At 49.6% G+C, this 12,425-nt stretch carries 11 protein-coding genes and 1 tRNA gene; 8 read left to right on the forward strand and 4 right to left on the reverse strand.

Translation table 11 applies throughout. From position 1 onward, the window contains the following. The first annotated feature begins 15 nt into the window (after positions 1 to 15). From GA0116948_RS03350 to GA0116948_RS03375, 6 genes are all read left to right on the forward strand, one after another. Positions 16 to 951 carry a rhomboid family intramembrane serine protease gene (locus GA0116948_RS03350; protein ID WP_089709042.1) on the forward strand — a complete coding sequence of 312 codons (936 nt, stop codon included), beginning with the start codon at positions 16 to 18 and terminating at the stop codon, positions 949 to 951. A 126-nt stretch (positions 952 to 1,077) separates the two neighbouring features. Next, complete coding sequence (locus tag GA0116948_RS03355) at positions 1,078 to 2,202, forward strand: endonuclease/exonuclease/phosphatase family protein (RefSeq protein ID WP_165798391.1); 1,125 nt, start codon at positions 1,078 to 1,080, stop codon at positions 2,200 to 2,202. 274 nt (positions 2,203 to 2,476) lie between these two features. Continuing rightward, positions 2,477 to 3,421 (forward strand): endonuclease/exonuclease/phosphatase family protein, encoded by a 945-nt coding sequence (locus tag GA0116948_RS03360; protein WP_089709044.1) that lies wholly within the window; start codon positions 2,477 to 2,479, stop codon positions 3,419 to 3,421. A 138-nt stretch (positions 3,422 to 3,559) separates the two neighbouring features. Further along, the gene (gene cysS / locus GA0116948_RS03365) at positions 3,560 to 5,053 is read left to right on the forward strand and encodes a cysteine--tRNA ligase (protein ID WP_089709045.1); all 1,494 of its coding nucleotides are present in this window, start codon (positions 3,560 to 3,562) and stop codon (positions 5,051 to 5,053) included. Between the two features lie 12 nt (positions 5,054 to 5,065). Continuing rightward, a complete protein-coding gene (locus GA0116948_RS03370; RefSeq protein ID WP_123891743.1) occupies positions 5,066 to 6,205 on the forward strand; it encodes a M28 family peptidase in 1,140 nt (379 codons plus the stop codon). 23 nt (positions 6,206 to 6,228) lie between these two features. Beyond that, a complete protein-coding gene (locus GA0116948_RS03375) occupies positions 6,229 to 6,846 on the forward strand; it encodes a DNA-3-methyladenine glycosylase family protein (RefSeq protein WP_089709049.1) in 618 nt (205 codons plus the stop codon). Here the strand turns inward: GA0116948_RS03375 and GA0116948_RS03380 are convergent. Next, positions 6,843 to 7,691: a bifunctional transcriptional activator/DNA repair enzyme AdaA gene (locus GA0116948_RS03380; protein WP_089709051.1), complete on the reverse strand. Its 849-nt coding sequence runs from the start codon at positions 7,689 to 7,691 to the stop codon at positions 6,843 to 6,845. The genes GA0116948_RS03375 and GA0116948_RS03380 overlap by 4 nt on opposite strands. 193 nt (positions 7,692 to 7,884) lie before the next feature. Here GA0116948_RS03380 and GA0116948_RS03385 point away from each other — a divergent pair. Next, positions 7,885 to 7,957 (forward strand) — tRNA-Thr (locus tag GA0116948_RS03385). Between the two features lie 106 nt (positions 7,958 to 8,063). On the opposite strand, the gene GA0116948_RS03390 is transcribed toward GA0116948_RS03385, so the two are convergent. The 3 genes from GA0116948_RS03390 to GA0116948_RS03400 form a co-directional block, all read right to left on the reverse strand. Then, on the reverse strand, positions 8,064 to 9,812 hold the full coding sequence (locus tag GA0116948_RS03390; protein WP_123891744.1) for a DUF2569 family protein: 1,749 nt from the start codon (positions 9,810 to 9,812) through the stop codon (positions 8,064 to 8,066). Between the two features lie 81 nt (positions 9,813 to 9,893). Beyond that, positions 9,894 to 10,649, reverse strand: coding sequence for a DUF3857 domain-containing protein (locus GA0116948_RS03395; protein WP_089709055.1), 756 nt, complete (start codon positions 10,647 to 10,649; stop codon positions 9,894 to 9,896). 87 nt (positions 10,650 to 10,736) lie between these two features. Beyond that, on the reverse strand, positions 10,737 to 11,978 hold the full coding sequence (locus GA0116948_RS03400) for an NAD(P)/FAD-dependent oxidoreductase (protein WP_089709058.1): 1,242 nt from the start codon (positions 11,976 to 11,978) through the stop codon (positions 10,737 to 10,739). Positions 11,979 to 12,056: 78 nt separating this feature from the next. On the opposite strand from GA0116948_RS03400, the gene GA0116948_RS03405 reads away from it, so the two are divergent. Continuing rightward, positions 12,057 to 12,377, forward strand: a complete 321-nt coding sequence (locus tag GA0116948_RS03405; protein ID WP_089709060.1) for a YbaB/EbfC family nucleoid-associated protein — start codon at positions 12,057 to 12,059, stop codon at positions 12,375 to 12,377. Positions 12,378 to 12,425 lie beyond the last annotated feature (48 nt).

The raw sequence follows: 12,425 nt of genomic DNA on the forward strand, positions 1-12,425 counted from the left end.
AAAATAATCCATACCATGCAAGTTGCAGAAAAGGGGCATCAGCCCAGGCTTTCGTTGGGAGAAGACAGGAACATGGTAACAAAATTGCTGTCTATTAACCTCACCCTGTTCGCTTTTTTATTATTTGTAAAAGTGATCTACCTGCTAGGCAGGTACCATGAAAGTTCTTTTGAAGATGTGATGGACTGGCTTACCCTTCCGGCCTCCCCGGCCCGTTTGCTTACAAAACCCTGGTCGCTGCTCACTTCCATGTTTACCCACGCTGCAATCCATAGTAATCAATGGTTCGATTGGAGCATTGTTTACAACATGATCTGGCTATTTTTCTTTGGGTCTACCCTCCAACACCTGGCCGGTTATCAGCGTATTGTACCGCTGTACCTATATGGAGGTTTAGTGGCGGCCCTTTTTTATATTACAGGCATGAATCTTATTCCAAGCCTGCACCTGCTGGCTTCCACCTCCTATACCCTGGGTGCTGCCGGCAGCGTAATGTGCCTGGCCGTAGCAGTGACAACCCTTGCTCCACGATATAGGATTTTGCCCACTATGGGCGGCGGTATTCCACTGTGGGTGATTACTTTGCTCTACGTTGTTTCCCTGCTGGGCAGCAATGTTTTAGAAGGGCATGATAACAGCTTGTACCTTACCCTGGCGGGCGGAGCACTCACCGGCTTTGTGATGATCCGGCAGTGGGAACGCGGCAACGATTGGGGCGCTCCCTTAAACCGTTTCCTTTACAAACTTTCCCACCTCTTTCACCCGGATGAGGAAAATACCCGTGATCTATTGGTATCTACCGGCATGCCTTTTCGTAGGGTAAGCACTAAATCCCCTACCGTGCCGGAAGCTAGGCTCAATGAAATCCTGGACAAGATCAGCATGCAGGGCATTGATGCCCTTACCCTGGAAGAAAAGGAAACCTTGCTGCGCGCCAGTAGAGGCGAATAACCAGTTACTTGTGCAATTAGTCCCGCCTGCAAAGCGGCGTTTTTTCACCCAGGGCTATTCATTCACCAGGAATTATTATGCGGAATGCCTGCCTTCCAGAAAGCCTCCATATTGAAGGATTATTTTATGTCAGGAAAATTTAAGGCTGCACTGCTCCGCCTATTGCTTGTGCTGCACCTGTTAACCTCCTTACTACTTTTATTATCGGTTTTGCTGCCGTTATTGCATCCGCGCGCCTTTTGGCCCAGTGGGCTGGCGGGGCTGTTTTTTGTGCCGCTCCTGGCGCTATCCCTATGTTTTATTCCTGTTTGGTGGTGGTGGTATAAACGGCCATATTACTGGCTTTCCATCATCCTTCTGCTACCCTGCATACCCGCTATGGAAGTTAGTTTTGGGCTGCACCCCTTCCGGCAGCAGCCTTTAGAAAAAAAAGACAATGGCTTTACCATCATGAGTTTTAACACCAGCAGCATGGGGCTAAAACACTATATGGAAGATAGCGCCGAGCAGCAAAGCATTTACGATATGCTGCAAACCGCCAGCCCAGATATCCTGTGCCTGCAAGAGTTTTATACGTCTCCCAATAAGGACCGCACTGATCACCTGTCCCTTATTCAGGAACGCCTGGGATACAGCGACCATTTCTTTACCAACGATGGTAATTTCTTTTACACCTGCTACGTAGGCATTGTATTGTACAGCCGGTTTCCCATCCTACACGCTACGCGCATTCTCCTGGATACCACGAACCTGGGCAGCGGCAACAGTGTGCTGCAGGCAGATCTCCGCATTGACAATGACACCGTGCGTGTATTTGCCCTGCAACTGAAATCTTACATGTTCCGGGATGCCGAGTACCAAGACATCCGCCGCATTAAAACCTTGCGCGACATTACCCTATCGGCCTCGCGCCATGTCCTGGCAAAAATGTACCCTACCTTTGCCCGTCGCGCGCAGGAGGCTGACACCCTGCATACCCTCATTGCCCAAAGTCCTTATCCAGTTTTGCTCTGCGGAGATTTTAACGACGTGCCAGTGTCTTATACCTATCGCACCATTAGCCGAGACATGAACGATGCTTTTCTATCACAGGGCTGGGGTCTGGGGCGTACCTTCCACGCGCTGTCACCCACCTTACGGATCGATTATATCCTGAGCCAGCCGGCTTTCCAGATAGATGGTTATGCTAGCTTTGCCCGCAAGGGATTTGAGCATGTGCCCATCATGGCGGCACTGTCTTTACGCCGCTAAAAGCTTGTCCAGCAGAAACTTTCGCTTTTTCTGCCACGCATCTTCCGTAAAATTGCGGTAAATTTAGCCACACGTACCAACCTGCCAAACAGGGAAAAACAGACTACCGGTGAGATTACTGCGGCTATTTACGAAGGGCTTTTTTCTTATAATCAACACGATCATAGCAGTGCTGTTTCTCATCACGTGCCTGTCTCCCATACTTTCCCCTGCCCGTTTCTGGCCCATCGGATTTTTAACGTTGGGTTTTCCTTTTCTACTAGCCTTACTTATCTTGTTTTTAATAGGTTGGCTGTTTTTTAACATTCGCTATGCTCTGTTGCCGCTCATTACACTGCTGCTGGGCTGGAAGTCTGTGAGCGCTTATATTTCTTTTCACTGGCCCGCCGGCGATGCGGTGGCAGAAAACCTGGCAGACAGCTCCCTCACTGTAATGAGTTACAACGTAGCACAATTCGGGATTTACCGGGAAAAAGACAGCCGATATACCCGACAGGCTATTTATGCCCTGATTAAGAAACAAGCGCCCGACATTTTGTGCATGCAGGATTTTTTTACTTCCGATAAAAACCAGGACGCTAATAACCGGGAAAATATGTCGCAGGAACTACAAATGCCCTACCGATATTTTTCCAGCGACTTTAACCGGGATGGTTCCCTGCACTGGGGGTCCATCATTTACTCCCGCTATCCCATCATCAATTCTAACAAAGTGAAGATGAGCGAGGGCCGCCTTAGCGAAAGCCTGATTTACGCAGACATTGCCCGCCAGGGCGATACCATCCGGGTGGTAAACATGCACCTGCAATCTTACCGCTTCGATCAGAAAGATTATTCCTCTATCAAAAAAATAAAGGCTCAGGAAGACACAGGGCTCATCGCCACCAAGAATATTTTACAGAAAATGCGGCTGGCCATGATACGCCGTGGCCATCAGGCAGATACGGTGGCGGCCTTCATTCGCCGCAGCCCCTACCGGGTAATAGTTTGCGGCGATTTTAATGACATCCCCGCTTCTTACACGTACTTTACCATCCGGGGACCCTTGCAGGATGCCTTTATTGAAAAAGGCAGTGGCCTGGGCCGCACGTTTGCCGGCCTGTCGCCCACCTTGCGGATAGATTACATCTTTGCAGACCCTACCTTTAAAGTGCTGGCCTACCGCAAGATCAAATCTAACTTATCGGATCACTACCCGGTAATTGCTTACGTGAAATAAAATAATATTATTTTTAATATGCACTTGCTATAGATCGCTTTCAACGCTGCCCTGTAGCAGGGTGCTCCAGACCTGTAATCTGCAAAGACGGCGGTTGGCTAATGCCTAATTGCTATCTTTGCCATCCATAAAAATATTATGTCAGCACTGAAAGTCTATAATTCTATTAAGCGGCAAAAAGAAGAGTTTATACCAATTTTCCCCGGGCACGTGGGTATGTACGTATGCGGCCCCACCGTTTCCGGCGAGTCACACCTCGGGCATGCCAGGCCTTATATCACTTTCGACGTGGTATTCCGCTACCTCACACACCTGGGCTACCGCGTTCGGTATGTGCGCAATATCACAGATGCCGGCCATTTTGAGGAAGAGGGCCGCGCCGCAGTAGATAAGATTGCCAACGGCGCCCTGCTGGAAAAGCTGGAACCTATGGAGCTGGTACAAAAATATACGAACCTCTTCCATTGGGCCATGCAACAATTCAACTGCCTGAACCCCAGTATAGAACCCACCGCCACCGGCCATATTACAGAGCAGATAGCCATGATCAAACAAATTATGGAAGCCGGTTATGCTTATGAAGTAAACGGATCAGTGTATTTTGATGTAAAGAAATATGCCGCCGGGTATAATTACGGCATTCTAAGTGGCCGCGTGCTGGAAGATATGTTGGAAAGTACCCGTGAGCTGGAAGGCCAGGATGAAAAACACGCCAAGGTAGATTTTGCCCTCTGGAAAAATGCCCCTGTAGAACACCTCATGCGCTGGCCCAGTCCCTGGGGTGAAGGCTTCCCGGGGTGGCATATAGAATGCTCCGCCATGAGCCGCAAATACTTGGGCTCCCAGTTCGACATTCACGGCGGCGGGATGGACTTGCAGTTTCCCCACCACGAATGTGAAATTGCCCAAAGCGAAATTGCCGGCGGCGAACTGATGGCCCGCTACTGGATGCATAATAACATGATCACCATCAATGGCCGCAAAATGGGGAAGGCCTATAACAATACTATTAAGCTTACTGAAATGTTTGCCGGTACTAACCCGCAACTGGAAAAGCCGTACAGCCCCATGACCATCCGCTTCTTTGTATTGCAAACACACTACCGCAGTACACTAGACTTCAGCAACGAAGCCCTGCAAGCCGCAGAAAAAGGCCTGGCCCGTCTGCTGGCCGCCCATGAAACATTACAGTCACTGACCTACCTGCCCGGTGAGGGTCTGTACAACGAAGAACTGGACAAACAGGTAACCACTTGGTGCCAGGAATGCCCGGAGTTCATGAACGACGATGTGAACACCGCCAAGGTAATGGCCAACCTGTTTGAACTGACGCCCATCATCAACTCCCTGAAAAGTGGCCAGATCAAAATGGCCGAGATCAGCGAAGAAACTTTTATCTTGCTGAAAACCACCTGGCAGCTTTACCTTGTAGATATCCTGGGCATTGTAAGCGAAAAACTGAACGACGACAACAAATTGAATAACGTATTACAGTTACTCATGAGCATGCGTAAAGAAGCCAAGGCCCGTAAAGATTATGCAACGTCCGACAAAATCCGAAACCAACTGCTAGAAATGGGCATTCAGTTGAAAGATGAGAAAGACGGCAGTATGAGCTACAGTATTGTATAAAATAATAGCGCCTTGAAATCTTTTACCAATAAGTATTTCAGGGCGCTATTATTGCCAGTGTCATTGATGGCGGCAAGTTTTTTTTCGTGTATGTTCCTGGCTCATTCTGCCTATCCGCAAACTATAAAATCGCTTTTCAGCGCTTCATTTATGTATAAAAAACTTACCGTGGCAGCGGCCAGCCTTTTCTTTTTAGCCAGCGCCTGTCACAACAACAACGCTTCTGCCCCCGGCAACGACAGCAGCTCCACGGCCACCACCACCGCCACGACAGACAATGTGCCCCGCTTCCAGGCAGATAGTGCCTATAATTATGTGGCCAAACAAGTGGCCTTCGGCCCCCGCATTCCTAATACACCCGCACAGGAAGCCTGCGCCACCTGGATCATCAATACCGTAAAACCCTGGGCAGACACGGTGTATGTACAGCGTACCAACGTAACCGGACCACACCATGAAAGCCTGCGCTGCATTAACGTGATTGCTTCGTTTAATCCGGCCGCCAAACAACGCCTGTTAATATTGGCCCACTGGGATACCCGCCCACAGGCCGATCAGGACTCCGGCGTGAATAAGAATAAACGCTTTGATGGAGCAGACGATGGCGGCAGCGGCGTAGCCGTTATGCTGGAAGTAGCCCGCCATTTGTACACACAAAAAATACCTGCCACCGTGGGCATTGACTTGCTCTTTGCTGATGTGGAAGATTCCGGTATCAGCGAAATTCCTGACAGCTATGCCCTTGGCACACAGTACTGGGCCCGGCACCCCCACGTGCCGGGTTATAAGGCCAATTACGGTATCCTGCTGGACATGGTAGGCGGCAAAGGTTCTACCTTTTTCATGGAAAGCACCTCTAAAGAAAAGGCATACCCACAGATGAAAATGTTCTGGGACGTGGCCAATACCCTGGGTAGCTCCGACTACTTCCGCTACGACGACCTGGGCGACCCGATAGATGATGATCATGTATATGTAAACAATATCGCCAAAATACCCACTTTTGATATCCTGGCCTGGCAGCCCAGCCGCAACTTTGCGGCTCACTGGCATACTACACACGATGATATGCAGATCATCGATAAGGCTACGCTGCACGCCGTAGGACAAACATTATTACAAGTAATTTATACGCAGCCGTTCAATTATTAAACCGTATTACGGCCATTTGTTTTATGTACCAGGAGCATCTTTCCCGCGATAAAAAGCTACAGCGCATCATGACTGCCGCGCTCTCGGAGATAGAGCCTAAAGCCAACGTGGCACTGCGTTTAATTGGTGCTATCATGAGCCAGCAACTCAGCGTACGTGTGTCGCAAGTGCTTTACAGCCGCTTCCTGAACATTTATAAAGGCAAGGAGCCTACGGCCAGACAAATACTGGCTACGCCCCCGGACACCCTGCGCGCCATTGGACTCTCTAATGCCAAGGTGACCTATGTACACAATGTGGCTCGCTTCGTCGTGGAAGAAAAACTCACGGACAAAAAATTACAGGCCATGAGTAATGATGAAGTGATCTCCTATCTCACCCAGATAAAGGGCGTAGGACGCTGGACGGTGGAAATGCTGCTCATGTTCCAACTGGGCCGGGAAGATGTATTTGCGATGGACGACCTGGGCCTGCAACAAGCCGTGATTAAACTTTACAAACTGGATATCAGCGATAAGAAGGCCCTGAATGAAAAAGTACAAAAAATATCGGCGAAGTGGTCGCCCTACCGCACCTATGCTGCACGCTACCTCTGGGCCTGGAAGGATGGCGATAAAAAAGCCAATACACCAGATGTTTAAAGTAGGGGGTGCTCCTCGCTATCTGCCCTGCTCATTTCATAACCCAACAGCAATTTTTTGCGCGTAGCACCCCAGTGATATTCACCCAGTACGCCCTCTTTCCGGATAACCCGGTGGCACGGAATCAGCAAGGCCACCGGATTAGCTCCCACCGCAGCCCCTACTGCCCGCACGGCTTTAGGATGACCAATGTATTCCGCAATCTTCGCGTAGGTGACCACGCTGCCCAGCGGCAAACGTAACAAGGCCTCCCATACTTTTACCTGGAAATTAGTACCCTTCACCAATACATGAAGCTTCTCTCCCCGCTGGGCGCTGAATATTTGCCGCACCAAATGCGCCGTAAATGGATCATCCACCACCATTTGTGCCTGCGGCCAATCCTTGTGCAGTTTTGCTAATACCTGGGCTTCCTGCCCTGGCTCGAGGAAGCCCAGGCTTACAATGCCTTTTACTGTGGCAGCCAGGAAAGCAGGCCCAAAGGGTGTGTTATGATAACCATACCGGATAATGACCGACTCACCTCCCGTACGAAACTGTTGGGGCGTTACAGCCTCCAGCGTTACAAACAGGTCGTACACCCGCGACTGTGCAGACAGGCCCGCAATGGAAGCGGCTTCCTGCAAGTTGGGTGTGTGCTGTAGTTTTTGTTTGAGATAATCTGCGGTGATGTATTGGAGAAATCTTTTAGGGCTGATGCCGGCCCATTCGGTAAACATGCGCTGCAGGTGAAAAGGACTTACATGCACCTGGGCGGCCACCGTTTCCAGGTTTGGCTGTTCCAGGAAATGTTCCAAGATATATTCGATGGCGGCGGCGATGATGTGGTATTGTGGTGCTTGCATGATCGGTTATTTAAGGTACATAAAAATACCCCCGCCACCGCATGGCATCAACCCACTTCTTGCGGAAAACTGGTGCAGCATTGTGCTCATTTATATGCAATAATAATATGCTATAGTTATAAATTCTGCGGTTTAAAATTTACCGATGGCCTTTGGCGGTATGTTAACGGTGTTTTATTACATTTGCACACATGCCAATGTAGCTCAGCTGGTAGAGCAATTGTTTCGTAAATAATAGGTCGCGGGTTCGAGTCCCTTCATTGGCTCTAAAATCAATTTCCCCAAAGGCGCATCCTCACCGGATGCGCCTTTTTTTATGGTGCTTTCATCACCTGCCCCTGCAATACCGGACGCCAATAGAAATATACCGGGCTAAAACCCGTGCCGCTTCATCTCCCTCGACGGGTGGGGCAAAACAAACGTTTCCCTGACCCGGCGCGAAAAATACAGGTAAGGTATCCAAATGCAGGCACCCAGCACAGATATTGCCAGCCTCAGCGAACTTTCCTCGCCCCCAAGCGCCCTGGTGCCGCTGGCCAACCACACTTCCAGTATACTGAACACCGTACACGCCACAAAATATACAATGGCCGTAACCGGGAAAATTTCCCGGCGGTAATATAACAGGAACGCTAACAGTATGGAATACACGAAGAAAAACACGTGCACCGCCAATTGCCCCAGCATCATCATTTCCGTGATGGAGCCATTCTGCCAGTTTTTATTGCCTGTGTATTTCACCACATCCAGATAATTAAATACCGGCAGGCGAAACACAGCATCTAACTGGAAAAAGAAGGATAGGAATAGCCCTATGCCCAGCAAAAGAAGCATGCCCCCCAGGTTCCACGCATAGGTATCATCTTCCCGCACGGGAAGATGATACCTATGAAAATAATTAAACGCCAGCCAGCCGAAAAGCCCCAGGCAAAACAGCAGCACGGCAGCCGCTGTGAAGTTCAGCAAAAAATATCCCGACCTGGAATCTGCCAGGGTATTGCCCCCGGGGTTAAGGCTTTGCTCCGTATTTAAATAACATACGTCTGTAATACGGTTTATATCCTTTATGTATTGACGCACATATGCTTCCGGCACATGGTCGCTGAAGGTTTCGTAATCATAATACAGGGTAATTTTGCCAGCGGTAGCTACCGGCTTAAAATGCAAGTGGTAGTAAGCGTTTTTAATATCAAATTCCTGTTCTTCTTGCGGCGGCGTTTCATGCATGTTAAATGTAGCAACGTAGTGCATCCGGTAGGGAAATCGCAGTGCCACCGGCTCTTTGCGCTCCTCATCGTCTATCATGGTAAGGCCGTCCAGAAATACCTTTGCGCGAAAATTAAATACCCGCTTGTCCAGGTCGGCACTGTCGGTGCGCCAGGGTTTGTGAATAATATAATGTTCCACACTACGGAAGTGATCCTTATCCATGCTGTCTATGGTTATCAAAGAATCTTGCTGTACCACATCGCCATAGATCTTTTTATAAAAAGACAGGAAATTATCTTCCTCCTCTTTCACACTGTTGACCGCATATTCGCCTCGAATGTCGTCTGCAAAGTAGTGGGTATAATCAGAAGTTACCTTTAGCGTGGCGCTCTCCGTATTTTTGTCTGAAATAGTTATTTCTTCGTGAATGTTTATGTCGCCAGCAGGGCGTGTATTCATGGCCGTTAGCCCGGTGGTAGTGTCGTTCACAATGAGCGACTGGCCATAGTCTGGCGTGGCCAGGGTTTGAAGTTTGCCGCGCTGGTAGGATATGGTAGGGTCTATCCAATAGTTTTTCCCTTGAAGAGACGCGTGAACAATGGCATGGTTAAAATTATCCGGTGAGGGCAGGTAGGTGTTCAGCACAGGGCCCTCGTCCGTATTGGCATAAGCCATATCTGCCGCAATACCATTGGCCCGGAGCAACGTACACAGCAGCAACGACTTATCCTTACAATCGCCGAAACGCTGTGCCAGCACCTTTTCCGGTGTGTGGGGCTGGTGGGAGTAAGGCCCCATTTCAATGCCCATATAACGAATATCGTCCTGCACGAAACGAATGGCCATTTCCATATAAAGTGTAACATCGTTTCCTGCTGCGGCTTTCAGCGTGGCAATGCGCGTGTTGAGCAAGGGGCCTGAGCTTTTTACCACATTGAGCCGCAAAGCCCATTGTACAATTTCTTTCCAGTCTTTGTATTCGCTTACTTGTACTTACGGAAAATTAGTATACCAACTGGGAGCATCCTCTACCGCATCCATCAAGGGCACCGCGCCGGAGTACTGGTACCAGGCTTCGCGCCCGTGCAGGCTGCGTTGCAACGGCATTGCACCATTAAAATACTTAAAGGCAAAATGACGGCTGCTGTCGGCTATCAGGCATTTATAAAAGTTAACAATCGGCTCGTAACTGGTGAGATAAAAGGTATGAAAATATTTGTTTTCAAATATAGGGTTGCGCCCTACTACCGTGTAATCATACTCGATCTGATCGCCCTTACGCACATCGTCAAGGATCAGGTGGGCCGTGTAGGTGCCGCTATAGATAAAGGCGTTGATATCTTCTTCCTGCTGCAGGAATTTAAAATTGGAAGCCACCAGTTTATTAATCACCTGCCCGTCGCGGCGGATCACCACTGTATGAAAGATGAGCTGTTCGTAAGAAGGAGCATATTCTACAGACACCTGCGACCCATTTTGGATACCAGCTTCCGATACAATGTCGCGGATCACATGGCGGTAGGTGCTTTGTTTTTCCACCTGTATCTGTTCTTCATACAGTAGTTGGTAAAAGCCTGCGGCAATATCTTTACTATTGGGTTTTTTGTGCAGGTCTGGCTGGTAAGGCGCGCGCCAGGCAGGTGCAGGGGCTATGCTGAAACGATGCTGCTGCGCCGTAACCGGTAAGCACCACACCAGGCAACACAGGACGAATAAAAAAAAACGACCATTAAACATATCCACAAACATTGATACTGGCCTTTTATCATCCGCACGGTCATTGAGCAGTAATTGACATCCATTCCTGCCCTACAGCCTCTACTGCGGCTGCCGGGGCTACCGGTTAAAAAGCAGTTTAAAATAAAACGAGGGCCGGGTAAGCCGCTTGCGCAGGTCCAGTTCATAAAACATGCAAGACATCAGTTCCCGCAATTGCTTATTGCGCATACCTAGTTTCAACAGGAAGTTAAACAGCCAGGGTATCTGTACCAGCCGTTGCAGGCGGGTACTGAGTTGCAGTTCGGGACCCAGTATACGGTATATTTCAGCATCGTAGGCTTTGAGCTGGTGGGCCGAGAAGTCGTTTGCGCCAATGGCTGCCTTTACCTGCTCCGCCGCTATACGCCCCGAGTATAAGGCATTGCCAATGCCCTCGCCCGTAAAGGGATCTATGAGATAACCCGCATCGCCCGCCAGCAGGTAGCGATCGCCGGAAAGCTGGCGTTGTTTGCTACCCAGGGGAAGGCCATAGCCATCTATAGTACCCAGTAACTCCGCGTTTTCGAAACGCTTGCTCAGGATGGGATCTTTCTCCAATGTTTCCAGGAGTATTTTTTTCAGGTTTAGTTTTTTCTTGCGTACCACGTCGCTCAGCACGCCAATGCCTACATTGGCTTCTCCATTGGGCAGGGGGAATATCCAAAAATAGCCGGGTAATAAATCCTGGAGAAAATGCAGTTCTATGAAGCCATCTTCATGCATTCCCGTTACACCCTGGTAGTAGGAGCGGATGCCGGCCATGTAGTGTTTGGGTTCCATCTGTATTTTCGCTACCTCCTTTGTAAAACTGCTATGGGCACCATTTGCCACGATCACCATTTGTGCCTTTACCTGGAAAGTGCCTTCCTGGTCGCTCAGCAGGTAGCCGTCTTTTCCCAGGGTATAATGATCTATTGCCTGGCCTTCAAACAGCTGCACGTCTTTGCAGCGTTTTACCTCCTCTACCAGGAAATTATCGAAGTCTACCCGTTTGCACACAAAGCCCGCCGCCACTGGCTCCACTTTTTTGTCGTAGGCGGGTTTATAGGAGATATCCATCGTACCCCGGTTGGGCGCTACAAAGGTTACCCCCCAACTATCTTGTTTGGCCTGGAATGCCTGTAACCGTACTGCAATGCCTGGGTCTATCTTTTTCAGGGCAGCCAGCACTTTACCACTTAGCCCATCGCCACATACTTTATCGCGGGGAAACACGGCTTTATCTACCACCACACAAGGTATATTATATTGCTGGAGTTGAAGTGCTGCGGCGGCCCCCGCCGGACCGGCGCCCACAATGCACACCTTCGTTTCAATCATAAAATACGCTCCATTGAATGTATGCCTAAGTTAACGGTTAAAGCCCGATTTTTTATATTTGCGTCAAACACAAAAATTATGTTCGGAGATCTTATGGGCAAGTTGCAGGAAGCGCAGCAGCAAATGCAGGAAACCAAAACCCGCCTGGCGGCTATGCAGCACCAAGGCGATGCGGGCAATGGGGCCGTGAAAGTAACCATCAGCGGCAATCGCGAAGTACAATCCCTGGAGGTTGCCGACCGCCTCTGCAACGTAGCGCAAAAAGAAGAACTGGAAGACCTGCTCATCACTGCGATGAACCGCGCCCTTAAAAGCGCCGAAGTGGCCTACGAACGCGAAATGGCGGGCGTAGCCGGCGGCATGCTGGGTGGCATGGGGTTACCCGGGCTGGGGCTGTAAGCAGGCATATACCGCATAAAGAAGGGCGTCCCATTATATTGAGACGCC

The organism is Chitinophaga costaii (genome assembly GCF_900094705.1).
GTDB lineage: Bacteria > Bacteroidota > Bacteroidia > Chitinophagales > Chitinophagaceae > Chitinophaga > Chitinophaga costaii.

Coding starts and splice junctions, on each gene's coding strand:
- GA0116948_RS03350 (WP_089709042.1), top strand. CDS start 16: ATGCAAGTTGCAGAAAAGGGGCATCAGCCCAGGCTTTCGTTGGGAGAA.
- GA0116948_RS03355 (WP_165798391.1), top strand. CDS start 1,078: ATGTCAGGAAAATTTAAGGCTGCACTGCTCCGCCTATTGCTTGTGCTG.
- cysS (WP_089709045.1), top strand. CDS start 3,560: ATGTCAGCACTGAAAGTCTATAATTCTATTAAGCGGCAAAAAGAAGAG.
- GA0116948_RS03375 (WP_089709049.1), top strand. CDS start 6,229: ATGTACCAGGAGCATCTTTCCCGCGATAAAAAGCTACAGCGCATCATG.
- GA0116948_RS03380 (WP_089709051.1), bottom strand. CDS start 7,691: ATGCAAGCACCACAATACCACATCATCGCCGCCGCCATCGAATATATC.
- GA0116948_RS03395 (WP_089709055.1), bottom strand. CDS start 10,649: ATGTTTGTGGATATGTTTAATGGTCGTTTTTTTTTATTCGTCCTGTGT.
- GA0116948_RS03400 (WP_089709058.1), bottom strand. CDS start 11,978: ATGATTGAAACGAAGGTGTGCATTGTGGGCGCCGGTCCGGCGGGGGCC.
- GA0116948_RS03405 (WP_089709060.1), top strand. CDS start 12,057: ATGTTCGGAGATCTTATGGGCAAGTTGCAGGAAGCGCAGCAGCAAATG.